The organism is Actinomyces sp. Z5 (assembly GCF_003287795.1).
In the GTDB taxonomy this organism is placed as follows: Bacteria; Actinomycetota; Actinomycetes; order Actinomycetales; family Actinomycetaceae; genus Actinomyces; species Actinomyces glycerinitolerans.
On the sequence record NZ_QMIN01000077.1, the window covers coordinates 37,935 to 62,384 of the forward strand.

Consider the following 24,450-nt stretch of genomic DNA (forward strand, 5'->3'; position numbering starts at 1 on the left):
AGAGGCGATGATGCCCAAGTACGTGTACCGCTTCAGCGAGGGCGACAAGGATCAGCGGGACCTCCTGGGCGGTAAAGGGGCCAACCTCGCCGAGATGACCCGACTCGGCCTGCCGGTGCCACCCGGCTTCACCATCACCACCGACGCCTGCCGCGCCTACCTGCGCGACGGCGTCGTCCCCGATGAACTCGCCGTCCAGGTGACCACCGCCCTGCGGCAGGTCGAGGAGGAACTCGGCCGTCAACTGGGCGCCGCCGAGGACCCGCTGTTGGTCTCCGTGCGCTCCGGTGCCAAGTTCTCCATGCCCGGCATGATGGAAACCGTCCTGAACATCGGTCTGAACGACGCCTCCGTCCAGGGACTGGCCGCCGCCTCCGGGGATGAGCGCTTCGCCTGGGACTCCTACCGCCGCCTGATCCAGATGTTTGGCAAGACCGTCCTGGACATCGACGGCGACCTGTTCTCCGACGCCCTGGACGCCAAGAAGACCGCCCGCGGCGTCAGCCTGGACTACGAGCTCGATGTGGAGGCCCTCAAGGAGCTCGTTGAGGAGTACAAGGCGATCGTCGCCAAGACCGCCGGCATCGACTTTCCCCAGGACCCGCGTGCCCAGCTCGACATGGCCACGGAGGCGGTCTTCCGCTCCTGGAACACCGAGCGCGCACACATCTACCGGCGCCGCGAGAAGATCCCGCACGACCTGGGTACCGCCGTCAACGTGTGCACCATGGTGTTCGGCAACATGGGGGAGACCTCCGGCACCGGCGTGTGCTTCACCCGCGACCCCTCCACCGGCCGCTCCGGCGTGTACGGCGACTACCTGGTCAACGCCCAGGGCGAGGACGTCGTCGCCGGCATCCGCAACACCCTGTCCCTGGCCGACCTGGAGCGCCTGGACAAGACCAGCTACGACGAGTTGCGCGCCGCCATGCGCCGCCTGGAGACCCACTACCGCGACCTGTGCGACATCGAGTTCACCATCGAGCGCGGCAAGCTCTGGCTGCTGCAGACCCGCGTGGGCAAGCGCACCGCCGCGGCCGCCTTCCGTGTCGCCACGCAGCTGGTGGACGAGAAGCTCATCACCATGGACGAGGCGCTCACCCGCGTCACCGGCGACCAGCTCAACCAGCTGATGTTCCCGCAGTTCGGCGACGTCACCGGCCACGACCTGCTCACCCGCGCCATGCCCGCCTCCCCGGGCGCCGCCGTCGGACACATCGCCTTCGACAACGCCGAGGCCGTCGCCCGCGCCGAGGCCGGCGAGTCCGTCATCCTGGTGCGCCGCGAGACCAACCCCGACGACCTGCCCGGCATGGTCGCCGCTGTCGGCGTGCTCACCGCCCGCGGCGGGAAGACCTCGCATGCGGCCGTGGTCGCCCGCGGCATGGGCAAGACCTGTGTGTGCGGCGCGGAGGCCCTCGACGTCGACGCCGAGTCCCGCACCGTGCGCGTGGCCGGGCGGGAGGCCCCGCTGACCAGCGACGACGTCATCGCCATCGACGGTGCCACCGGCGAGGTGTTCCTGGGCGAGGTCGCCGTCGTCGACTCGCCGGTCATGACCTACCTGCGCCGCGGCCTGGAGGCAGCACTCGACACCGCCGGCGACGTCGACACCCGCGAGCTGATCACCAGCGTGGACCGCATCATGCGGCGAGCCGACCAGGTGCGTCGCCTGCAGGTGCGCGCCAACGCCGACACTCCCGACGACGCCCGCCACGCCATCCACCGTGGCGCCCAGGGCGTGGGACTGTGCCGCACCGAGCACATGTTCCTCGGCGAGCGCAAGCAGCTGGTGCAGAACCTCATCCTCGCCGCCGACGACGCAGAGCGGGAGGCCGCCCTCGCGGCGCTGCTGCCGCTGCAGAAGGCCGACTTCGTGCAGATGTTGGAGACGATGGACGGCAAGCCGATGACGGTGCGCCTGATCGACCCGCCGCTGCACGAGTTCCTGCCCGACCTGACTCAGCTGAGCGTCAAGGTAGCGGTTGACCGTGAGCGCGGCACCCTGGACCCGGCCGACGAGGAGCTGCTGAACGTGGTGCGCCGCAACCACGAGGCCAACCCGATGCTCGGCCTGCGCGGCGTGCGGCTGCTGCTGACCATGCCCGGCCTTATCGAGCTGCAGGTGCGCGCCATCGCCGAGGCCGCCGTCGAACGCCTGCGGGCCGGTGGCGATCCCCGTCCGGAGGTGATGATCCCGCTGATCGGCTCGGTGCGGGAGCTGCAACTGGCGCGGGAGCGCGCGGAGTCGGTGCTGGCGGAGGTGTCCGCGGAGTCCGGCTACGAGCTGAACTTCCCGATCGGTTGCATGATCGAGCTGCCGCGCGCGGCCGTCACCGCCGCGCACATCGCCGAGGAGGCGGACTTCTTCTCCTTCGGCACCAACGACCTGACCCAGACCACCTGGGGCTTCTCCCGCGACGACGTGGAGTCCTCCTTCGTGGGCCGCTACATCGAGGCGGGCATCTTCGGCACTTCCCCGTTCGAGTCCATTGATGTCGACGGCGTGGGCGGCATGGTGCGGCTGGGCGTCGACGGCGGCCGGTCCACCAAGTCCGGCATGAAGATGGGCGTGTGCGGCGAGCACGGTGGTGACCCCGACTCGATCGCCTTCTTCCACCGGGTCGGCCTGGACTACGTGTCCTGCTCCCCGTTCCGCGTGCCGGTGGCGCGTCTGGAGGCCGGACGGGCCGCGGTGCTGGCACCGACCGAGTGACGTCGACGGCATGCGCCGGCGTGCCATCGAGGCCGGCGTGATGCCGACTTAACGCGCTGACGGCGGGCTCTGGCCAGTGTCCTGGCGGAGCGTCAACCTGGCCGGTAACCCGTTGGGGCCGGCCGGTGGCCCGGCGGGGCGCCAAGGTAACCGGCCGGCGCGCCAGTCGGGCGGCGAGCCTGGCGGGCGCCCCACTGGCCGTCGTCTGCTGCGAGCCCTTGTCTCCTGATCCGAGCTTTTGCACCCTGGTGTACGGCAAATGACCGCACACCAGGGTGCAAAAGCTCGTAGTAGGGGGCATTCGGTCGTCGCAGGTGAGGGGCCGACTGGGCGGGATCCTGACACGCTGCGTACAGGTGGCCGAGTGCCGCGCGAGCCAGAGGGCTTATGCCCGGAGGTGCTGTCGCCTGTTCGTTGCGGTATAGTGACAGTGTTGCAATGCCGGGCACGAGTCGGTGCGGAACCCTGGAGGAAGAGATGTCTGAGAAGGAACGACTCGCCGAGTTGAAGGAATATGTCGATCGTAAGAACCGTGAAATAGGCCTGGTGAACCCTTACGCGTGCACCATTGTGGAGGGGCTGTACGGCTGGGTAAATGCCTCCGATACCTGGGAGGGGCCGTTGGCGGATGAAGAGTCTGAATACACTAAGGGCGAAATTGATGCCTTGATTGCGGTATTCGCCGGCCTCAGCGACGATCTCGCGACAGCGATAGCGAACGCGGAAAGCGGTGAGGAGAGTGACTGAGTTCCGCGAGGAATGCTCGCAATCCCATCCTAATGCTACCGAGTCGGGAGAACAACAGTAATGACGAAGGTATCCCTCAACGCCGAGAAATTAGAAACAGCTATCGCTCAAATCCGTGAGGTTGCCACCGACGCCGAGGGTGCCAGGACTTCCATCAATTTCCAGTTAAACAGTGCTGAAGTCTCCCTCTCCGACAGCAACTTCAGTTCGGACGCGTCGACTGCTATTGAAAACCTGAACCTCAGGGCAGACGAGATTGAGTCCTGTAAGGATGAGATCGTGCGACTGAATGAGTCCGGAATTGCGAGCATGAATGCGGACGGCGTCATCACATATAATCTGCCGGACACAGTGGCGATCAATTCGTCGAAGGATCTCAGCTCAGTGGTCCAGGCGGAGATCGACGCGGAGAAGGCGAAGAACGCCGATCCCGATGAGCTGCTGGACCTGATGAATGGGTCTGTGGCAGATCATCAGAACGACGAGGTATATGCCGCCGCCTTCGCCGACGCCATGGGGCCCGAGGACATGGCCAATCTGGCGTACATGATTGATAAGGATCGGCAGTATCAGCTTGAAAATCTTCCCGACTATGATCCGAACGACCCCGACAGTGACAAAGGCACACGCTGGGAACGGACCAACGATGCGTGGTTGTCCGCTCAGGCGACGCTGTCGATCTGCTTCGGCACCGCCACGAGCTCGTCGGCCTGGACTCCGCAGCACCGTTCGGAGTATGCGGAGGGACTGGCAGCACTTGTCACGGACGAAGATCAGCCCTACTACATGCCTCTCGGCTTCAACCTGCTGCTGGAAGGAGCGAACCGAACCGCAGCGAACACGGTCGAGCTCGATGGCGAGGCCGTGCAGGCCGGTGGGGTGTTCAACAAGTACTTCCTGCAGGACCTCGGGCATGCGGTGGAGGCGCATGAGAAGACTTGCGAAGGGAACCCGGCGTGGCAGTCGCAACGGATGAAAGCGTCGCCCCCGGAAGGCTCTGTGGGTGATTGGGATCCCATGGCCGGGATTCTGAGTGCGATGGGGCGGCAACCCGATGCGGCTTTGGACTTCCTGGCGCCGCCGGTTGATGATCGCGCCACCGAGCAGACCGTGGAGGTTGACGGGACTACTTGGGAGTGGCTTAAGGATCGCGATTGGGACTCGACCAGTTTTGAGGCACTGAGCGCTGCGTTTGCGGGTGCTTCGGAGCATCGGCAGTTGACGACGGGGACGGAGGATGAGCGTGCTGCGTGGATCGCGGAGCAGGCGGTGGTCGACATGGCCGGGCGTGACAGTGGCCTGTGGACGGACACTTCGAGGCAGAACGCGGCCGTGGTGCTGGCCAACTCCATGCAGGAGATAGACGAGGCCGCCAATGAAACTGAGAATTCGAGAAATGACTCGGCATTCAACGGCAGCTTGCCCGCCGGTTGGGAGGGGTACCATCCGGACGAGGTGAAGAAGCTGCTGCAGGAGACACTAAAGGATGATGTCGCGCTGCAGACCGTATCCGACGCGGCAGGCAGGTACACGTCTTCGCGAATGGATAGCTCATTGGACGAACTCGCCGCGGATGCCGGATACGAGGAGGCCTACGATGCGGTTGCTCAAACGAGGCGAATCGATGGTCAGTTGCTTGGATATATACTGGGTGCCGCAGAGAAGGGGCGCGGCGACGCTGCTGCCGAGAAGGATGCGACAAACCAAATGATCCTTAACGCCTTTGGTAAAGGGCTGAGCTTCATCCCGGGACCGCAGTCCGCTGTGGCCGGGAAGGCACTGAGTATCGCGGAGTCTTACGCGCTCGATGCGGCTGGCGATGCTCTACCGTCAAATGCGCAGCAGGCTCAGAACGAGGCGATCGACATGCAGGAAGAGGCTGAACAGCGTCTTATGGTAGAGACGTATGTCAAGCTAGATCAACGGGGGTTCTTGCCGTCCGGTGCGTATCAGGGTGAAGACGGCGCGCCGTATACGGACAAGGAGTGGATGAAGCCGGACCGTGAGGGAAAACTACATATTGACGCAGACACTGTATATTCAAGCCCTGACAACATGAGAGAGTTCACCGGCTGGATCAACAATGATCCGGATGTCTCCAAGGTTGCGCGTGATGCTCGAGAGTCTAAAGAAGGGTTCGAGGCTGGCGTGGATAGGGGTAACAAATGACTGTGGCGTCTCTCCGTGGTGGATCGCATAGGTCCGCGCGTATGGTGCTGGCATTTATGCTTATCGCGGCAGGGGCGTGCGTCAGTAGCTGTGCTGCGGATTCGGTCGCGGGCCCGTATTGTGGGTTGATTGCCGAGGAGGATGTGAGTCCTATTGTGGGTCGTGTGACGGAGGTTGAGGAGGGGGATGGGGGACTGCTCTATTGTAGAGTTCGGGGTGAGCGGGCTGTACTGGTTGCGAGCGGTACGGACGATTCATGGGTTTCGTATGGGCGTGACGGCAATAACGCATTTACGACGTTGGAGGCGATTACTGGAGATGAGGGGCGTGAAGTTCCGGGTGCGGATGCGCATGTCTTCTCCTACCTTGGGCCGACCCCAAAGCATCCGGATGCTTATGCTTATTGGTTGGAGGGGCGTGCCGGGTTTGCCATGTACACGGTGGTTGCCGAGGATGCTGATGAGTCGACGGTTGCGGCGTTGGAGGAGTTGGTGATCAAGTACGCACCACAGGTCTTGGATGGCGTGGCTTCGCGTTCGGAGGACCCAGGCCCTAACTGGAATGATCCGGCGACTGGTGCGCCTGGTGCCGAGTCGTCTGCTTCCCAGGCCGCAGACCCGTCCAGCGATGCTGACTCCACGTCCACCGGATCGCCAGGTCAGTGACAATGCTGCCGTTCCAGTTCAGTCGTGTGCCCTCGCTCCGTGCGGTTGTGATGGTGTTGTTTATGGTGGCATCGGTGGGTTGCACGAGTGGCTGTGCCGGCGACTCGGTTGCGGGCCCTTATTGTGGATTGATTGCGGAGGAGGATGTGACTCCTATTGTGGGTCGTGTGACCGAGGTTGAAGAGGGGGTTAGTGGGGTGTTCTATTGTAGTATTGAGGGTGAGCGGGCTGTGTTGGCGGTGCACGGCACTAGCGACTCGTGGGTATCGTTTGGGCAGGATGGTGACAACGCGTTTACGACGTTGGAGTCTATTTCTGGGGGTGAGGGGCGTGAGATTCCGGGCACGGATGCGCGCGTCTTCTCCTATCTTGGGCCGCACCCAAAGCATCCGGATGCTTATGCTTATTGGCTGGAGGGCCGCGCCGGGTTCACGATGTACACCGTGGTCGCCGAGGACGCTGACGAGTCGACGGTGGCGGCGTTGGAGGAGCTGGTGATCAACTACGCGCCGCAGGTCTTGGATGGAGTGGCCTCACGCGCCGATGACCCCGGACCTAACTGGAACGACCCGACCGATGCTGATCCCAGCGCTGAACCGACTGCATTCGCCACCGCTGAGCAAACCGCAGCGGTCGCGGCGAGTGCGGATTCATCGGACCGGGCTCGAAGCGATGCGGAGGATGCGAAGAACGCCAAGCCCGATGAACTGCTGGAACTGATACATGGCTCGGTGGCAGACCATCAGAATGATGAGGTCTACGCTGCGGCCTTCGCCGACGCCATGGGTCCCGAGGGCATGGCGGAACTGGCCTATACGATCAACCAGCAGCGGCAGCAGCAGGCTGAAAACCTGCCCACTTACGATCCGAATGACCCCGACGCCGAATACGCGACCCGTTGGCAGCAGACCGACTACGCGTGGTTGTCCGCTCAGGCGACGCTGTCGATCTGCTTCGGCACCGCCACGAGCTCGTCGGCCTGGACTCCTCATCACCGCTCGGACTACGCCGAGAAACTGAGCGGGCTGGTCACCGACGAGGATCAGCCCTACTACATGCCGCTCGGCTTCAACCTGCTGCTGAAGGGAGCCAACCGCTCGGCGACGAACATACTGACCGGGGCGCCGGCGACCGCCGGCGGGGTGTTCAATGACTACTTCCTCCAGGACCTGGGGTCTGCGGTAAGGGCGCATGAGCGGGCCGGCGATGACCTGCCTGAGTGGCAGTTGCAGCGGATGAAAGCGTCACCACCAGAGGGAACTGTGGGTGATTGGGATCCGATGACTGGGATTCTGACTGCGATGGGGCGGCAGCCTGATGCGGCTTTGGAGTTCTTGGCGTCGCCGGTTGATGATCGTGCAATCGAGCAGACTGTGGTGGTTGATGGTACTACTTGGGAGTGGCTTAAGGGGCGTGAGTGGGACTCAAGCGGTTTTGAGGCGCTAACGGCGGCCGTGGCCGGTGCTTCGGAGCATCGGCGGCTGACGACGGGGACGAAGGATGAGCGTGCTGCGTGGATCACGGAGCAGGCGGTGGTCGACATGGCGGGGCATAAGGGCAGCCTGTGGTCGGACGCTTCGCGCCAGAATGCGGCCGCCGTGCTGGCCAACTCCATGCAAGAGATCGACGAGGCCGCCAACGGGGCGCAACGATCTGCGGAGGCATCCGGTTTCAACGCGTCCATGCCTGCGGGCTGGGAGGAAGGCCACAGATACGAGGTTCGGTCCTTGCTGCAGGAGACGCTCAAAGACGACATCGCGCTACAGACCGTCTCCGCCGCGGCGGGGCGATACACCTCGCTGCGCCTCGACGATGCGCTGGAAATGCTGCCTGCCGACTCTGATGGCTCGGAAGACTCTGAAAAATCGAATCTGAAGAAAGCGAGCTCCCTGATCGTTCAGAAACTTTACCCCGATGGTCGTCTGCTCGGATACATCCAGGGCGCCGCGGAAAAGGGCCGCGGTGACGAGGGAGAGCAGCTGGATGCGACAAACCAGATGTTGCTCAATGCCTTCGACGACGGGGTGTACTCCACCGCCGATACTGTTGCCGGCGCCGCCGGGCCTGCTTGGGGCGGTATGGCGCGGCAGAGCGCGCAGTCCTACACAGTGGCCGCGCTGCAGAATCCCATTGTTGGCGCACCTGACCGAAGTGACGTGCAGGAGTTCGGAATATCAGAGGCTGTGAGGCGGCACTTCCTGGTGGAGGCGTACTCCAAGCTCGATGAACGAGGACTGCTTCCGGCCGGAGCCTACGAGAACCCCGATGGCAGGCGCTACACCTACGCATGGATGAAACAGGACTCCACCGGGCTCCCCAAGCTAGACGTCGCGGTGCTGTTGTTCAACTCGGGCAACATACCTCAGTTCGCCAGCTGGCTACTCGATCCCGATCTTTCCGGAGTGACCATCCGTGATGGCGTGCCGGCAGTAGATGCGTTTGAAGTGGGCCACGATGCGGGCGGAGCATGAACGCGGCGCTGTACGACCACTGCGCCATCGGCCGCCCAGCACAGAGCGCGACCCGGCGGGTGGTCCTCAGGCCGGCTGCGGCTGACGGAACTTGTCCCAGTTCGTCAGCAGATTGAAGAACATGGCGATACCCAGCACGATGACCACCATGTTGCTGCCGGGGCTGGCCAGCACCAGGCGCTGCGGGGTGACAAGCAGGTCGGCCACGAGCACCGCGGCCAGCGCCACATTCGCTGCGACGACGCCGGGTCCCACCCGCCACCGCAGCCGCGAGCCGAAGTAGCCGCAGTCGGCCTTGATGCCGCGCGCGAGCACGCTGACCGAGGCGCCGGCCAGCGCCAGCAGCAGGACGGCGGTGATCGTTTCGGTGATGGGCAGGCGCCCGCCCAGCACCAGGCAGCCAGCCAAGAACAGTTCGACCGCGGGCAGGGCTATCGCCACGGCCCGCGGGCCTCGTCCGGGGAGTAGACGGTAACCGGCGACGTCGGCGACCTGCAGCTCTCGCGGGGTGGCGAGCTTCGCGTAGGCGCTGACCGTGAGCAGCAGGCCGATCAGGATCCGACCCACCGCGAGGGCCACCGGGACAGTCGGGGACACAGGACTCACGCTCCTTCTGCGGACCGCTGTGCGTGCATCCACACAATGCGAGCCGCGTTGTGACGGTGGTCTCAGGATGCTCGATATTCGGACGCAGGTCAATACTTAGGCGACACGAACTCGCGCCTTGCGGGAAGCGCCCGGACTCGCGCTGCCAGGGCCTGCCACCCCCTGTCACCACCTGGAGACCTCTGCCAGAATCGGCGCATGACCAGCGCTAATAGCCGCGGCGCCGCCGACTCGCACACACCGATGGCCCCCGCCGCCCTGCGCGAACTCGCCGACGCCCTGCGGGAGCGAATGCAGCGCGTAGTCGTCGGCAAGACCGAGGCGATCGACACCCTCCTGGCCACCTTCCTGGCCGGCGGCCACCTCCTGATCGAAGACGTTCCCGGCGTCGCCAAAACCACCCTCGCACTCGCGCTCGCGCGCTGCCTGGACCTGAGCTCGGCCCGCATCCAGTTCACCGCCGACCTCCTGCCCGCCGATGTCACCGGTGTGAGCGTCTACGACCAGTCCACCCGCGAGTTCCGCTTTCACCCCGGCCCGGTGTTCGCCGGCGTCGTGGTCGCCGACGAGATCAACCGGGCCACGCCCCGCACTCAGTCGGCCCTACTGGAGGCCATGGGGGAGGGGCAGGTCAGCGTTGAGGGCCGCTCCCTGCCCCTGCCCGACCCGTTCATCGTCATCGCCACCCAGAATCCACTGGACATGGAGGGCACCTTCGCGTTGCCCGAGGCCCAGCGCGACCGCTTCATGACCCGCCTGACCATGGGCTATCCCGCCCCCGACGCCGAGGCGGCCATGCTGCTCGCCCGCGGCGCAGCCGACCCCCTGACCGCCCTCACTCCCATCGCCTCCGAGCACGACGCCCGCGCGGCCCGCGCCGCCGTCGCCGGCCTGTATCTGGCCCCCGCCGTCGCCCGCTACATCGTCGCCCTGGTATCCGCCACCCGCAGCGACGCGGCCCTCGCCCTGGGCGCCAGCCCGCGCGCCGGCCTCCATCTGGCGGCCGTCGCCCGCGCCCGCGCAGCCATGGCGGGCCGCGGCTTCGTGTCCCCCGACGACGTCGCGCGTGCCAGCGGTGACGTGCTCGCCCACCGGCTGGTCCCCGTCGGCCACTACGCCCAGGCCGCCGACGCCCTCGCGGCCGCCGACGCGGCCCTGGAGCGCATCGTCGCCCACACCCCTGTGCCGGCGGAGACCTGAGCCGATGCCGGTGAAATCCCAGCGTCCGGGCCGTCCAGCGGGTCCCGAACGCCCGCATCCCCGGCACCCTACCGACCTGGGAGCCCGGAACAGCCGGCCTCATCGCCGCATCCCCTGGGCGGCGCCGACGGCGGCGGGCTGGCAGGTCATCCTGCTCGCGCTGGCCTTGACGGTGGGCGGCGCCTGGGCCGGCCTGACACTCGCACGGAACCTGGGCATCGTGCTGGCCGCACTGGCGGTCGCCGGCCTGCTTGCCGGCTGGTTACTCGCGCTCGCCGCCGGCCCACGTCCGCGCCTGACCGGCCCCGGCGACGTCCACGCCGGCGAGAGGGCCGTGTGGCGGTTGGCCGTGGACACGCGTCTACCTCGGTGGATGCCCCTATGGGCGGCCTGGCGCGTCGACGGCGACCGTTTCCTGATCCCGGTGGTCGCGGGCGGCTGCGCGATCGCCCACAGCCCGAGCCGACGCGGCCGGCTCGCGGTCGGCGTGGAGGGCCTGACCTGCCATGACCCGCTCGGCCTGGTACGCGCCCGCATCCCGCTCGGTCTCGACGGTGACCTGTTGGTCCTGCCCCGACCACTCGTGCCGCCGCCGGAGGCCGTCGCCGCCGCCGACCCGAACGCCGCCACCGCGTCTACCGCCTCGGCCTGGCGCGCTCGCGGCCGTGCCGGGGGATCCGATCCCGGCAATTTGCGCGACTACCGTCCCGGCGACTCGCTCGGCGCCGTCCACTGGCGGCAGTCCGCGCGCGTGGACCGGCTGCTCGTGGTCGAGCGGGTGCGCGAGGGTCGGCGGCCGCGCCGGCTGCGCCTGGACCTGCGCGCCGACGCCTACGCGCCCGCCCCGGATACGGCGCACTCCGCGGCGGCCCCGGACGCCCCGGAGGCACCGGGCACGCTCGTGCCCGGCCCCGCGACCTCGGCGGCTGCCCCGGGCGCCACGGAGGCCCCGGGCGCCACGGCCGGTTTCGAGACCGCGGTGAGCCGGGCCGCCGGACTGCTTGAGGCGTGGGCGCGCGCCGGGCACGACGTCGAACTGCGACTCGGCGCAGATATCCACCACGCCGCCCCGGGCGGCGCCGTCGCCCTGCTGCGGCATCTGGCCGTCGTGGAGGTCGAGCCCGGCACTGCCGCCCGGATCCCGGCTCACGATGCCGACGTGGTCATCACCGGCGTCGCCGCCGACCCACCACCTCAGCCGGCACGCGGAGGCGTGGTGCTGGCGGTGGAGTCGGAACCGGACTTCGCTGCCATCCCGGCCGAGTCGGCGTCACCCACCGCGCCGGCCCGCCCACAGCCGGCGACGGCCGCGCGGCCGGCACCGTCCACCCGGCCGCCCACCCGCACCTCCCGCTGGCAGCCCCTGGCTGCCGCGCTCATCGTCGTCGGCCTGTGGCACCTGGCCACCACCGCGCTGGCACCCCTGCTGGCCCCCGAACCCTGGGCGGCCCGTAGCCTGACGATCGCCGCAGCCACCCTGCTGCTCCCCGCACTGACGCGTACCGTCTGGCCCCACCGGAGCGGCCTTGCCTGTGGTCTGGGCCTGGTCGCCGGCACCGGGGCATTGTGGTGGTGCTGGCCGGACATGGTGCGGGCGCGGGCTTGGCTCGCCGACCCCGTGGCGCAGCTGCACGCCGTCGGAACGATCCTGCGCAACGGCCTCGCCCCCCTGGCTACCGGCGGGGCGCTCGGTTTCGCCCTCTGCCTGTTCACCCTGCTGCTGGCCTGGGCGTGTGCGCTCATGAGTGCGGGCGGCGGCGACCGCTGCGGTGCCACCGGGCTGGCGCCAACCGCCGCCCTGCTGGCCCCCGGCGTCGTCCTGGGGCGGTACCCGGACCGCGCCGTGCTTTTGGCCGCCGCCGTCGGCGTGGTACTGCTGGTTGTCACCTCGGCGCCCAGCGGCGGACCGGGCTGGGGACCAGGACGCCGTCACGGCGGTTTCCAACCGCCCCGCAATGCCGCCGCCCTGACACGTGCGGCCGGGCGGCTGGCCGGCACCGCGGCGGTGACGGTACTGGCGACGGCTCTGGCCGCGGGCGCGCTGTCCCGGGCCCCGGCCGTGCCGACACGAACCTGGAGTTGGAACGTGTCCGGCACCGGGCCGGCGGCGGTATCCGTGCCGGACACGACGCTCAGCCTGGGGGAGGACCTCGTGCGCGGGTCGGCCGCCACCGCCTTCGAATACAGCGCCGAGGGCGTGGCCCCGGGAACCGGCCTGCGCTTCACCCTCGCCGTCATCCGCGACCTGGACGGCCGGGAGTGGGAGCCGCTGGACGATCCCGGCCCCACGCGCGCCGACGGCCTGGTCGGGCGCATCGGTTCCGGCGCCCTGACCGCAGGCGGTGCCGTCGCCGCCGCCGGGCTCAGCGGCACCGACGTGCGTTCCGGCGCCGCCGACCTGCAACGGATTCACCTCCGCGTCCTGAACCTGTCCTCCCCGCGCCTGCCACTGCCACAGTCGACGGTATTGATCGCGCCCCCGCAAGACTCCTCCGACGCGACGGCCCTGAACCCGCGGGGCTGGGCGTGGGTGCCCGGCACCTCCACCGTCCTCGCCCGGGGTGCCGATGCCGCGAGCGGCAGCAGCTACACGGCACTGGGGTGGAACGCGGTCGCCGGCACGGACGGCACCCCGCAGGTACCCCCGCCCTACGCGGCCGCCGCCCCGGCCTCCGAGGCTCTGGCCGCCTACACGGCCCTGCCCGAGGGCGCCGACCAGATCGCCGTCACCGCCCAGGAAGTGGCTGACGCCGCCGGGCTCGGCGGCACCGGCGCGGATCCGGCCGCCCGCGCCGCCGCCTTGGCCGCCTGGTTCCACACCGGTGCCTTCGTCTACGACGAGTCGGCCCCCGGTGGCTTTGACGCCGACGCGGAGGTGGCGCCGGTGGAGACGGTCACCGGCTTCCTGACCGAGCGGCGCGGCTACTGCATCCACTACGCCGCCGCCTTCACCCTGATGGCCCGCAGCCTCGGCCTGCCCACTCGCATCGCCATCGGCTACGCCTCTCGCGCCGGAGAGGCGACCACCGCCGTGTCCGGCCGGGATCTGCACGCCTGGCCCGAGGTCTGGTTCGACGACGTCGGCTGGGTGGCCTTCGAGCCGACACCGGGTGGCGCCGGGGCCCGCGCGGACACCGGCACCGCGGCCCAGACCGAGCCCACCGCCGCCACCTCTGCGACGGCGACCGCCTCGACGCAGACCGCACCTGCGACGCCGTCCGCCGGCGCCTCCACCGAGGCGGCAGCACCCGCCACCGGCGGGGCGGCGTTCGAGGGCGGCCCGGGACGACGCCGGTCATGGCTACTTGGAGTGGCTGGGGTGACGCTGTTGCTGGCCGCGCCCGGCCTGGTGCGTGCCCGGCGGCGCCGGCGGCGGCTGGCGCGCATTCGTGCGGGTGACCGGCCCGCGACCGCGGCCTGGGAAGAAGTGGAGGACGCCGCCACCGACCTGGGCCTGTGGGATGCGACCGGGCGCGCCGCGCGCAGTGACGGCGATGCCCTGACGGGGCGGGCCGGGCCGCGGGCGCGCACACATGAGGCCCTCGCCGAGTACCTCGCCGCCATCCCCGCCCTGGATGCGGCCGCGCGTCGTGCCCTGGCGGAGCTTGCCGAGGCGGCCGTGGCCGAGGCCTTCGGCGGCCGGGAGCGCAGCAACGGGGATACCGAGTCCGGCGACCGGCGCCTGGTCCGGCTGGTGCGCACCGGGACCGCGGGGTTGGCCCGGACAACGTCGTCGGTCCGGCGGCTGCGTGCCCGCGCACTGCCCGCGAGCCTCTGGCGTCGGCGTCACTAGGCGGTTGGATCCCAGGCGCCGGAATGTCCTGAACTGTCATGAACGGGGACAAACGCGCCCGCAGCGCTTAAGCGCGAGTTAGTGACCGTTGGAATCATGCGGTTCTCAAAAACGACCCGGGGCGATGAGTCGGTCGTTTGTCCCGGTTGGTGACAATGCGCGCACGCTGACTTCCGGTTGGCGTGTGCAGGCGCCCACACGGGGGCGGTATTCGGGGCCGCGCGTGAGAAGATGGCCCAGCACAGTGCGCGACCCGTCGGGGCGGTGAGCGCCGGACAGGAAGGCACAGCAAGATGGCGCTCTTTGACCTCAAGGATGACCGGCTCGAGCCCGCGGTTCTCGGCCGCCCTGCCACCGATGCGGATCGCACCGCCGTCCTGGCCGCGGTGCGCCGCCAGATCGCCGAGGTCCTGCACCGCCCGCTGCTGGCCGTCGGCTGGGACCAGGTAGTCGGGGGCGACGCCCTGACCGCGCTCGACGCCGCCGGCCAGGTCATCACCATTGAGGTCATTGACGTGCTCGACTCCACCGCACTGCTGCTGGCCATGGCCCGCGCCACCAACGCCGCCCGTACCGGACGCGACCAGCTCGCCTCCCGTTACCCCGGGGGCCTGCCCGCCTTCGAGCGGGACTGGTCCGGATTCCGCGGCGCCATGCCCGCCGGCGTCGAGCCCGGGCCGCGTCTGACCATCGTGGCCACCACCATCGCCGACGACGTGCGCACCTCCTTCGGCATGATCGCCGAATCCGGCGTGGAGTTGCATGAACTGCGGGTGCGCTCCACCGAGGACGGACGTGCCCTGGTATCCGTGGAGCTGCTGCACACCGACGTCGCCAGCCAGGCGCTGGACCTGGACCAGGCCGCCGACCCGGCCGTGCAGACGGTGGCCTCGGACGCCGACCCCGAGCCTTCCACCGCCACCGTGCCCACGCCGGTGGTTGCCGAGCCGCCCAGCCCCCAGCCCGATGCCGTGGCCCCGGTCCCCGTCTCCGCCAGTGGACACCGCCTGGATGCGGCGGCACTCGGCGCCGAACCCACGGTCCCCTCCGGTGCGGCCTCGGAGCAGGCCCTGGCGACCATCGCCCAGGCGCTCGAGACCCCGGCGACCCTGGTGTGGCTGCGCCGGCGCCGCGGCATCGATCACCGGGCGACTCTGGCCGCCGACGGCACCATCACCCTGGCCGACGGCACCGCCTACCGGGACCCGTCCGCGGCCGCCAACGCCGCCCAGCACACCCAGGACATCGACGGCTGGCGCGTGTGGCGCGTCGGCGTCGGCGGTCCGAGCCTGCGCGAACTACTGGCCTGAAGGCGGAAACCGGAACGGCGGGCGGCGGAGGCCGCCCCGGTCGCCTCAGAGGCCGCCCGGGTCGCCTCAGGGGTCGCCCGGTCGCCTACTGCGAGCTTTTGCACCCTGGTGTATGGCAAATAGCCGCACACCAGGGTGCAAAAGCTCGTATCAGAGGGGAAAGGCGTGCCCCAGGCTCAGGCCGTGAGCGCGAGGCGCTGCCCCAGCCAGTCGAGCTGATCGCGCAGCGCCGCCGACCACACCGCCCACGTGTGCCCGCCGGGATACTCCCGCTCCGTCACGGACATGCCCGCCCGCATGGCCGCGTCAGCGACGGTCGGCACCACCTGCGCGTAGCGGTCGTCCCCGGTGCCCACCGACAACACCCCGGCCACGCCCGCGTAGCTTCCGGCCGGCGCGGCCGCCAGCAGGGACAGGGGGTCGTTCGCCTCGTAGGCGGCCCGGTCCCCGTCGAAGCCGACGTCGATGGTGCGCTGCTCCGACCCCAGGGTGGGGTGCTCCTCGGCGCTCATCGCCAGGAAGGTGGGGTAGACCTGCGGGGAGCGGGTCACCGCCTGCAGTGCGCAGGTGCCGCCGTTGGACAGCCCTCCGATCGCCCAGTGCGCGGCGTCGTCGTCCACCTGCAGGTGAGCGCGAATCCACGCGGGCACGTCCCGCTCCAGGTAGGTGGCCACCTTTCCGCCGCGCACCGTGTCTGCGCACAGCGGATTGCGGTAGGGGCTGCCCAGCAGATCCGCAACCACCACCACCGGCGCCAGGCCGGCGTGCGCGGCGGCGTAGGCGTCCAGCGAGTCCTTCAACCCGCCAAGCTCGAACCAGTCCGAGGGGCTGCCCGGCTGGCCGGTCAGCAGCACCAGCACCGGCAGTGCCGGGCGCTGCGGCGTCAGGTAGGCCGGCGGCAGGTAGATGTAGGCGTCGCGGGGTGTGAAGCCGTCGGTGCCGGACTGGTCGCCGGCCGGAATGGTGGCGGTGACGACGGCCCCGGTCTGCGGCATGGCGGCGGGCGCCTGCCACGTGTCTTCAAGCGCGCCTTGCCCGCGCTCGGGGTGACGCGGCAGGGCGGCCGCTGCCGGCAGGGACGCCAACGGCGTCGTCGCCACCCCCATGCCGAGCACCGCGGCGGCCGACGGGTAGGCGGCGAAGAACGCGTTGACGGCCAGGCAGGCGGCTGCCACGGTGGCGGTGATGGACACGCCCGACCCGGCGGCGCGCACCATCCGCCGCTTGTGCTCGCGCACTCGGGTCCGGTCGGCGGCCGCGTCCCCGCCGAGTAGGACCTGGACGACGACGGTCGCCGTCAACGCCACCCACAGCCACACGGTGCCGCCCACGCCGTCGGCGAAGGGCCGCCACAGGCAGTCGACCACCAGCCAGCAGGCCGCTCCGGTCCCCGCCCCAGCCAGTGGCGCGGCGAGCTGCCGGCGCCACGGCAGGTGCCGGGTGCGAGTGACCCACACCGCGGCCGCCACCGCTGCCACGACCGCCAGGCAGGCCGCCCCCATCCACGGGTGCAGCAGCCGCACCTGCCGCAGTAGCTGCACCACTCCGTCAGTCATGATGCACCAGCACCCGGGCGAAGCGGGCCGCCTGCGCGGGTGTGAGGCCGGGCACGTAGGCGTGTGCGATCGCCAGCCCCACCGCCGGCAGGTCGATGGCCTCCGGCACCGCCAGGTACATGGGCACCGCTCGCGGCTGGAACTTCTGCTTGAAGGCGTGCAGGGAGGCGAATCCGTAAGCCGGCTCCAGCAGGCGGGCCAGCCGGTCCAGTACCGGGTCCAGGCGAGCCGCGGTCACGCCCGGGCAGGCGGCATCGGCGGAGCGGGCCAGCGGGGCGCCGGACAGGGACAGCAGCTCCAGCCCCTCGGCCTGCGCGTCCTGGACCGCGCGGGCGATCAGGTATTCGATGGCCGGCCGCCACCCGCCGCGCCGCCGACGCATGACGTCCAGGGTGAGGCCGACGACCTCGCCGTCGCGGTACACGGGCAGCCAGGAGGTGACGGCGTGGACGGTGCCCTCGGCGTCGACGGCCAGCAGCAGGCGGGTGTCGGCGTCGTCGAGTTCGGGCAGGCCGCCGAGGGTGAAGCCCATCTCCGGCAGGGGCTTGTCCGCTGCCCACTCCTGGGAGATGGCGCGGATCTGGTCGCGCAGGCCGGCGGGCGCCGTGGGCCAGCTGGTCCATTGGGCGGTGATCCCCTCCCGGCGTGCGTGATTCAGGGCGGTGCGCACGTCCTGGAAGGCCTTGCCGCGGAACTCCAGGCCGTCCAGGTCGAGCACCGCCTCCTCGGCGACCTGCAGGACGGTCCAGCCACGCGAGCGCGCCGCCTCCATCACCGGGGCGTGCACGGAGTACAGAGCCGGGATCAGCCCGGAGTCGGCAGCGAAGGCGGCGAAGGCGTCGACCGCGGCGCCCACCTTGTCGGGCGCGGTGGCCGGGTCGCCGAGCGTGAGGGCGACGCCGCCGCCGGCCCGGTAGGCGAAGCCGGTGGCCCCGTCGGCGGTGATCCACGCCTGGTTGCCGGGCCAGGTCGCCATCCAGCCGAGCGTACCGGCGCCATGCGTGCGCACGAGCGCGCCCAGTTCCTCGCGCTGCGTGTCCGCGGCCGGGCGGGCGCGTCGCGTGACGCGCTCGCGGTGCCATACGGCCAGCAGGACGAGCCCGGTCAGCAGCGGCACGAGCAGCCGGCTCGAGGGTCGAGCGTCCGCGCTCCAGACGACGGCGATGACGACGGCGAGCAGGCCGGCGGCCACGCCCAGCAGCGTCAACCCGATGGTGCGGTAGCGCGCCGCGCGGGAGGGGCGTGCCGAGGTGGGGGCAACCGCGTGACGCGGGCGCGCCGTCGGCGCCGGCGTGGGGTACGGCCGCCTCGGGGCGTGGACCTGTGTCGGGGTGGCGGCGCTTGCGGAGGGGGTCATGCGCGGCCAGGTGGGGCTCGCCGCGGTGGTGGGAGATGACGGTGAGATGGCTGGGGCGGACATGAATCCATGGTGCGCGAGCAGTGGTGCAGGTCACCTCACCCCCGCGGATGAACGGCCCCTGAATCGGGCTCCCCCCGGAGTCGGGGACATCCCCTACCTCCGGGTAGGGGGGCGGGAAGAAGAAAGTCGTCCTGGTGGCCCCCGTAGCCCTTGGCTCGAGTGCCCCAGCCCGGGCACCGGTCGTCTACTGCGAGCTTTTGCACCCTGGTGTGCGGGAATTTGCCGCACACCAGGGTGCAAAAGCTCGTAACAGGCGGTGAAGACGTGGAAATCGCCTAGCGCCGTAGCCTCAGGTGAGCACGTAGCCGCGCAGCCAGCGGCGCAGCGCCGAAAACACCTGGCCGCGCACGGGCGGGGCGGACAGCACCAGGTCGTGCACGCCGCCCTCGAAGCGGGCCACCGTCACCAGGTTGCCCAGGCCGATGGCCCGACGGGCGGTGGCGTCGGCGTCGACCACCGTATCGGTGCTGCGCGCCTCGGGTGTCCAGGTCACGCTCAAATGGCTGCGGGCCGAGCCCATGGACAGGATCGGGCAGCGCACATCCAGGCCCGCGGCCACCCGTGCCTGGCCGGCCAGGATCGCCAACAGCCAGCCGGGGCGTATGGGGGCCGACGGCACGATCTTCCAGTCGTGGTCGACGTTCCAGCCGGTCACATACGGGTCGTCCGCCCAGGCGGGGTCGGGCAGTTCGCCGTCGCGCTCCACGTCCCAGCCGTCGGCGAGCGAGTACAGGGCCTCCGGCGGATGGGTGCGGGTGGGGATCACCATGTGCGGGTCGCGGCGGGCGAGCGTGCGCACCACCGGCTCGCCGACCAGGCGCACCGGCTCGGCGCCCTGGATCTCCAGCCAGGCGGAGTTCAGCACCAGTGCGGAGACGGCGCCGGGGTGGCGGTCGGCCCACAGGGCGGCGGTGAGCCCGCCGGTGGAGTGACCGCACAGCACGGTGGGGGTGTCCCAGCCCTCGGCGGCGCGGATGGCCGCCAGGGCCAGGCCGATCTCCTCGTCGTAGTCGGTCAGGGAGGTGACCCAGCCATGCATCTGCCCCGCGCGCAGGGAACGCCCGTAGCGGCGCAGGTCCAGGGCGTAGAAGGCGCCGCCGCTGCGGGAGATCTCCCGGGCGAAGTGCGTCTGGAAGAAGTAGTCGTTCCAGCCGTGCAGGTACAGGAAGGTGAAGCGCGGGATTGTGGGGGTGCCGGGCAGGGCGGCCGGGTCCAGGGCGGGCACGTGGTGGACCAGGGTGGCGACGGCGTCGTCGTCCTCCGCATCCGGCAGCAGCCGCAGCGTGCGGGCGCGGAAGCCGGGGCCGAGCACGTCCGGTCCCCAGGCGTCGACGGGGGCTGCGGGGGCCCGGTCGGTGGGCGTGCTCATCGGCCGGGCTCGTCCTCGGCCAGGAAGCCGCGCAGGGCGGCGTCCATCTGATCGGCCTCGATGAGGAAGCCGTCGTGCCCGTGCAGGGAGTGGATGGTGGCCCGGCGGGTGTCGGGGATGCCATGGGCCAGTTCCTCGGCCTGCGCCGGCAGGAAGAGCCGATCGGAGTCGACGTCGACCACCAGCGTCCGGGCCGTCACCGTCCCCAGGGCCGCCTCGATGCCGCCGCGCCCGACACCGACGTCGTGCACCATCATGGAGTGGTTGACGATCAGGTAGGTGTTGGCGTCGAAACGCGCTAGCAGCTTGCCGGCGTGGTGATCCAGGTAGGACTCGATCTGATAGCGGCCGCCGACGGCGGGGTCCTCCTGCCCCTGGTGGGCGCGGCCGAAGCGCGTGTCCAGCTCCCCGGCGGAGCGGTAGGTGGTGTGGGCGATGGCGCGGGCCAGTCCCAGTCCGCGCACGGGGCCGACCACGTGGTTGTAGTAGTCGCCGTCGAGGAAGTAGGGGTCCCCGACGATCGCCAGTTCCTGCAGGTGGCACCAGGCGAGTTGGTCGGCGGTGGTGGAGGCGCCGGTGGCCACCAGCGCCAGGTTGCGCACCCGCTCGGGGTTCATCACGCCCCATTCCAGGGCGCGGTGCCCGCCCAGGGAGGCGCCGATGACCAGGTGGAAGGCGTCGATGCCGAGGGCGTCGGCCAGCCGCGACTCGGCGCGGACGGCGTCGCGGGTGGTCAGCCAGGGGAAGCGTGAGCCCCAGGGGCGGCCGTCCGGGGCGGTGGAGGAGGGGCCGGTGGAGCCCTGGCAGCCGCCGAGGATATTCGCCGCCACCACGAAGTAGCGGTCGGTGTCGATGGCGCGGCCGGGGCCGACCAGGGTGTCCCACCAGCCGGCGGTGGGGTGGCCGGGGCCGGCGTCCCCGGTGACGTGGGAGTCGCCGGTCAGGGCGTGCAGCACCAGGACGGCGTTGTCGCGCGCGGGCGTCAGCTGCCCCCAGGTCTCAAAGGCCAGATGCGTCTCGGGCAGGATCTCGCCGGAGTCCAGGGGCAGGTCGCCGATCTCCAGGAAGCGGCGGTGGCCCGGGTCGTCGCCGGGTCGCCAGGCGCCCGTGGGGGAACCCGCCGAACGGTCGACGAGCTTGAGGGTCGCCGTGCCGACCCCCGGCACCGGTGAAATGGGCGAGGTCATGGCCGTCATGGTAGCCGGGGCGGCGGGCGCCGGGCGAGGCCCCCGCGGCCCCGGCGGTCGGGCTAGAGCGCGGCGACGGCGGCCAGGCCCCGTTCGAGGTCGGCGATGATGTCGTCGACGTGCTCAATGCCGATGCTCAGGCGCACGGTGCCGGCGCTGATGCCCGCACGGGACAGCTCGGCGTCGGTCAGCTGCGAGTGCGTCGTCGTCGCCGGGTGCACGGCCAGGGAGCGGACATCGCCAATGTTGGCCAGGTTCGAGAACAGGCCGAGGGCATCGATGAAGGCGGCGCCGGCCTCCCGGCCGCCGACCAGGTCGAAGGCGAAGACGCTGCCCGCGCCCCGCGGGCAATACTTGCGGTGCAGCTCGTAGTAGGGGCTGGACTCGAGCCCCGAGTAGCGCACCTCGGCCACCTCGGGCCGGCCCTCGAGCCACTGCGCGACGGCGAGCGCGTTGTCGACGTGCCGTTCCATGCGCAGGGAGAGGGTCTCGACGCCCTGGGCGATCAGGAAGGCGTCCACCGGGCCGGCGGCGAAGCCGAGGTCGCGCTGGCCTGCGGTGTGGGCCCGCAGGATGAAGGCCATGTTGCCCAGCGGGCTGCCCACGCCCAGGTCGCGGGCGTAGACGAGCCCGTTGTAGGAGGGGTCGGGGGTGTTGAAGGCGGGGAAGCGCTCGGGCTGGGAGGCGTAGTCGAAGTTGCCGGAGTCCACGACCACGCCCATGACGGTGGAGCCGTGCCCGCCGAGGAACTTGGTGGCCGCGTGGACCACGATGTCGGCACCCCACTCGAAGGGGCGGATCAGGTAGGGGGAGGCGACGGTGTTGTCCACCACCAGCGGGATTCCCAGCGCATGTGCGGTCTGCGCGATCGGCTCGATGTCGAGGATGTCGCCCTTGGGGTTGGGGATGGACTCGCCGAAGAAGCAAATGGTGCGCTCGTCGGCCAGCGCCGCCCAGGCGTCGGGGCTGCCCGGCTCGTCCACGAAGCGGGTCTCGATGCCCAGCTTCGGCAGGGTGTGCTTCAGCTGGTTGACGGTGCCGCCGTACAGGGAGGGGGAGGCGACGATGTTGGAGCCGGCCCCGCCCAGGGTGACGAAGGTAAGGGCCTGGGCCGCCATCCCGGAGGAGACCAGGTGGGCGCCGACGCCGCCCTCGAGGGCGGCGATGCGGCGGGCGACGATCTGGTTGGTGGGGTTGTCCAGGCGCGTGTAGATCGGGCCCAGGGACTTCAGGGCGAAGCGGTCGGCGGCCTCCTGGGCGTCGGGAAAAACGAAGGAGGTCGACTGGTAGATCGGGATGGCGCGGGCGCCGGTGTCGGAGTCCGGGGTGTGGCCGGCCTGCACCTGCATGGTCTCGAAGTGCCAGCCGGTCGGGTCAGCGGGGGAGGGGACGTGCGCGGGAGTGCTGGACGGGGTGTCAGCCATGAGAACTCCTTGGTTGGCAGATCGGCGGGAGTGTTGCGGGGCTGCCGGCCGGGTGCGGGAGGCCGCGGGTCGGCTTGCCTGCGGGCAAAACGCTACCTCAGTAGGCGATGTGACGAACGTCACGTTGGCGTGGAGTGTGTCGTGGATCCGCTCCATTGCGGGGTTTGTGGTACGTGAGTGATGTCTTGTGACTCCTGTGAAATCTGTTGTTTCTGTTTCTCTTGCGGGCGTTGGTGGGTACGGTATCCGCAGACACCCAGGGTGCGTCGGTCAAGGAGGCGCGCCGTAACACGTTCGGAGAATCTGTGAGCACGACCCATCGCCCGCGCCGCGCGAACGCTGCCCGGCGTGTGAGCCTTACGGCCGCGGCACTTGCGCTCGCCGTCACGCTCACCCCGGCCGCCGCAGCCGATGACGTAACCCAGGACGACATCGACCAGGCCAAGTCCGCCGAGCAGACGACCGCGGCCTCCATCGCCTCCCTCGAGGCCTCCCTGTCAGAACTGAGCGCCACCACGGCCGCCGCCGAGCTTGCGGCCTCCGTCGCCAACGAGGACTACCTGACCGCGCTCGACGAACTCGACACCGCCACCACCGACGCCGAGGACGCCCAGGCCGCCGCCGACGCCGCGGCCGCGGACACCGAGGAGGCCCGCGCCGACATGGGCTCGGTGGTCGCCGAGACCTACGAGGCGGGCAGCGCCGGCACACTGGACTCCCTGGCCCCCTACCTGTCCGGCGAGTCCTTGGGCGACGCCACCGACGTCAGCGTGGCCCTGACCCGCGCCGGGGAGAACACCGACGCCCAGCTGCAGAACGTCGAGGCCCTCCAGGCGGTCGCGGACACGATGCAGTCCATCGCGGACGAGAAGGTGGAAACCAAGCAGGCGGCCGCAGACGCCGCAGCCACCGCCAAGGCCGACGCCGACGCGGCGGCCACCGCCGCCCAGACGGCCCAGACCAACGCCGAGACCGAGCGCGCCAGCCTCATCGCCCAGCTCGCCGAGCAGCGCAACACCACCGTGGAGCTCGAGACCGCCTACCAGGACCAGCTGGAGGCGGAGCGCCAAGCCCGCGAGGAGGCGGCCGCGAAGGAGGCGGCCGAGAAGGCCGCCGCGGAGCAGACCGCGCAGGAGCAGGCCCAGCCGGCCGAGGCCACTCAGGCGCCGGCCTCTGCCGGTGCGTCCGGCTCCGGCGCCGACTCGGGTACAGGATCCTCCGCAGCCTCCCCGGCCCAGAGCCAGCAGCCCGCGCAGTCCTCCAGCTCCTCCGGGGCGGCCTCATCGAGCAGCAGCACTACCTCGAGTTCGTCCTCCACGGCATCCGCGCCGCGGCAGACAACCACACAGACCACAACCTCCGCCCCGGCCGCCTCGTCGTCGACCAGCTCCGGCAGTTCCACCAGCAAGGCGCAGGCGGCGATCGCCGGGGCGAAGGCTCAATTGGGCATCCGCTACGTGTGGGGCGGCGAGTCCGACGCGGGCGTGGACTGCTCCGGCATGGTCATGCGCGCCTACCGCAACGCCGGGGTGTACCTGACGCACTCCTCACGCGCCCAGTACGGGCAGGGCACCAAGATTCCGCTGGCCCAGGCCCAGCCCGGCGACCTGCTGTTCTGGTCCTCCAACGGCACCCAGCCCGGCATCTACCACGTGGCCATGTACCTGGGCAACGGCATGCTCATCGACGCCAACTACTCCCCTTACAACGTGAGTATTCGCTCCGTCTGGTACTCCCAGATCATGCCCTACGCGGTCCGTCCCTGAGCGGCGAGGCCAAAAGCAGACGGCCGCCGGCACCTCGTGGTGCCGGCGGCC

Annotated in this window: 14 protein-coding genes and 1 pseudogene; 9 read left to right on the top strand and 6 right to left on the bottom strand. The window is 70.1% G+C overall.

The window, feature by feature from the left end:
• The first annotated feature begins 10 nt into the window (after positions 1-10).
• The 5 genes from ppdK (at position 11) to DRB06_RS11215 (ending at position 8,768) form a co-directional block, all read left to right on the top strand.
• The gene (gene ppdK / locus DRB06_RS11200; RefSeq protein ID WP_073330526.1) at positions 11-2,716 is read left to right on the top strand and encodes a pyruvate, phosphate dikinase; all 2,706 of its coding nucleotides are present in this window, start codon (positions 11-13) and stop codon (positions 2,714-2,716) included.
• Positions 2,717-3,193: 477 nt separating this feature from the next.
• Positions 3,194-3,463 carry a hypothetical protein gene (locus DRB06_RS11205; RefSeq protein ID WP_111819983.1) on the top strand — a complete coding sequence of 90 codons (270 nt, stop codon included), beginning with the start codon at positions 3,194-3,196 and terminating at the stop codon, positions 3,461-3,463.
• A gap of 60 nt (positions 3,464-3,523) precedes the next feature.
• Entirely contained in the window at positions 3,524-5,632 is a 2,109-nt protein-coding gene (locus DRB06_RS11210; protein ID WP_111819984.1) for a DUF6571 family protein, read from the top strand.
• A gap of 164 nt (positions 5,633-5,796) precedes the next feature.
• Positions 5,797-6,297 (top strand): hypothetical protein, encoded by a 501-nt coding sequence (locus tag DRB06_RS15865; protein WP_146750872.1) that lies wholly within the window; start codon positions 5,797-5,799, stop codon positions 6,295-6,297.
• Positions 6,298-6,464: 167 nt separating this feature from the next.
• Positions 6,465-8,768: a DUF6571 family protein gene (locus DRB06_RS11215; RefSeq protein ID WP_146750873.1), complete on the top strand. Its 2,304-nt coding sequence runs from the start codon at positions 6,465-6,467 to the stop codon at positions 8,766-8,768.
• A gap of 66 nt (positions 8,769-8,834) precedes the next feature.
• Here DRB06_RS11215 and DRB06_RS11220 read toward each other — a convergent pair whose 3' ends face one another.
• Complete coding sequence (locus tag DRB06_RS11220; protein ID WP_220093022.1) at positions 8,835-9,374, bottom strand: MauE/DoxX family redox-associated membrane protein; 540 nt, start codon at positions 9,372-9,374, stop codon at positions 8,835-8,837.
• A 198-nt stretch (positions 9,375-9,572) separates the two neighbouring features.
• Here DRB06_RS11220 and DRB06_RS11225 point away from each other — a divergent pair, with 198 nt between their 5' ends.
• The 3 genes from DRB06_RS11225 to DRB06_RS11235 all read left to right on the top strand — a co-directional run bounded on the left by DRB06_RS11225 (position 9,573) and on the right by DRB06_RS11235 (position 15,677).
• Positions 9,573-10,574: a MoxR family ATPase gene (locus DRB06_RS11225; protein ID WP_258522244.1), complete on the top strand. Its 1,002-nt coding sequence runs from the start codon at positions 9,573-9,575 to the stop codon at positions 10,572-10,574.
• A gap of 4 nt (positions 10,575-10,578) precedes the next feature.
• On the top strand, positions 10,579-14,367 hold the full coding sequence (locus DRB06_RS11230; protein ID WP_111819987.1) for a transglutaminase domain-containing protein: 3,789 nt from the start codon (positions 10,579-10,581) through the stop codon (positions 14,365-14,367).
• Positions 14,368-14,660: 293 nt separating this feature from the next.
• Entirely contained in the window at positions 14,661-15,677 is a 1,017-nt protein-coding gene (locus DRB06_RS11235; protein WP_108965775.1) for a hypothetical protein, read from the top strand.
• Positions 15,678-15,853: 176 nt separating this feature from the next.
• Here DRB06_RS11235 and DRB06_RS11240 read toward each other — a convergent pair whose 3' ends face one another.
• The 5 genes and pseudogenes from DRB06_RS11240 to DRB06_RS11260 all read right to left on the bottom strand — a co-directional run bounded on the left by DRB06_RS11240 (position 15,854) and on the right by DRB06_RS11260 (position 22,633).
• A complete protein-coding gene (locus DRB06_RS11240) occupies positions 15,854-17,233 on the bottom strand; it encodes an alpha/beta hydrolase family protein (RefSeq protein WP_111819988.1) in 1,380 nt (459 codons plus the stop codon).
• Positions 17,226-18,260, bottom strand: a pseudogene (locus DRB06_RS11245) (bifunctional lysylphosphatidylglycerol flippase/synthetase MprF); the annotation flags it as partial. The pseudogene DRB06_RS11245 and the gene DRB06_RS11240, both read right to left, overlap by 8 nt.
• A 682-nt stretch (positions 18,261-18,942) precedes the next feature.
• On the bottom strand, positions 18,943-20,022 hold the full coding sequence (locus DRB06_RS11250; protein WP_111819990.1) for an alpha/beta hydrolase: 1,080 nt from the start codon (positions 20,020-20,022) through the stop codon (positions 18,943-18,945).
• Complete coding sequence (locus DRB06_RS11255; protein WP_395994449.1) at positions 20,019-21,218, bottom strand: homoserine O-acetyltransferase; 1,200 nt, start codon at positions 21,216-21,218, stop codon at positions 20,019-20,021. The genes DRB06_RS11250 and DRB06_RS11255 overlap by 4 nt, the downstream gene beginning before the upstream one ends.
• 53 nt (positions 21,219-21,271) lie before the next feature.
• A complete protein-coding gene (locus tag DRB06_RS11260) occupies positions 21,272-22,633 on the bottom strand; it encodes an O-acetylhomoserine aminocarboxypropyltransferase/cysteine synthase family protein (protein WP_108965784.1) in 1,362 nt (453 codons plus the stop codon).
• Positions 22,634-22,938: 305 nt separating this feature from the next.
• Between DRB06_RS11260 and DRB06_RS11265 the strand changes: the two genes are divergently transcribed.
• A complete protein-coding gene (locus DRB06_RS11265) occupies positions 22,939-24,399 on the top strand; it encodes a C40 family peptidase (protein WP_258522245.1) in 1,461 nt (486 codons plus the stop codon).
• Positions 24,400-24,450 lie beyond the last annotated feature (51 nt).

Bases quoted from the DNA above. Each gene is read 5' to 3' on its own strand.
- ppdK (WP_073330526.1), top strand. From the start codon at position 11: ATGCCCAAGTACGTGTACCGCTTCAGCGAGGGCGACAAGGATCAGCGG.
- DRB06_RS11205 (WP_111819983.1), top strand. From the start codon at position 3,194: ATGTCTGAGAAGGAACGACTCGCCGAGTTGAAGGAATATGTCGATCGT.
- DRB06_RS11210 (WP_111819984.1), top strand. From the start codon at position 3,524: ATGACGAAGGTATCCCTCAACGCCGAGAAATTAGAAACAGCTATCGCT.
- DRB06_RS11225 (WP_258522244.1), top strand. From the start codon at position 9,573: ATGACCAGCGCTAATAGCCGCGGCGCCGCCGACTCGCACACACCGATG.
- DRB06_RS11230 (WP_111819987.1), top strand. From the start codon at position 10,579: ATGCCGGTGAAATCCCAGCGTCCGGGCCGTCCAGCGGGTCCCGAACGC.
- DRB06_RS11235 (WP_108965775.1), top strand. From the start codon at position 14,661: ATGGCGCTCTTTGACCTCAAGGATGACCGGCTCGAGCCCGCGGTTCTC.
- DRB06_RS11240 (WP_111819988.1), bottom strand. From the start codon at position 17,233: ATGACTGACGGAGTGGTGCAGCTACTGCGGCAGGTGCGGCTGCTGCAC.
- DRB06_RS11250 (WP_111819990.1), bottom strand. From the start codon at position 20,022: ATGAGCACGCCCACCGACCGGGCCCCCGCAGCCCCCGTCGACGCCTGG.
- DRB06_RS11255 (WP_395994449.1), bottom strand. From the start codon at position 21,218: ATGACGGCCATGACCTCGCCCATTTCACCGGTGCCGGGGGTCGGCACG.
- DRB06_RS11260 (WP_108965784.1), bottom strand. From the start codon at position 22,633: ATGGCTGACACCCCGTCCAGCACTCCCGCGCACGTCCCCTCCCCCGCT.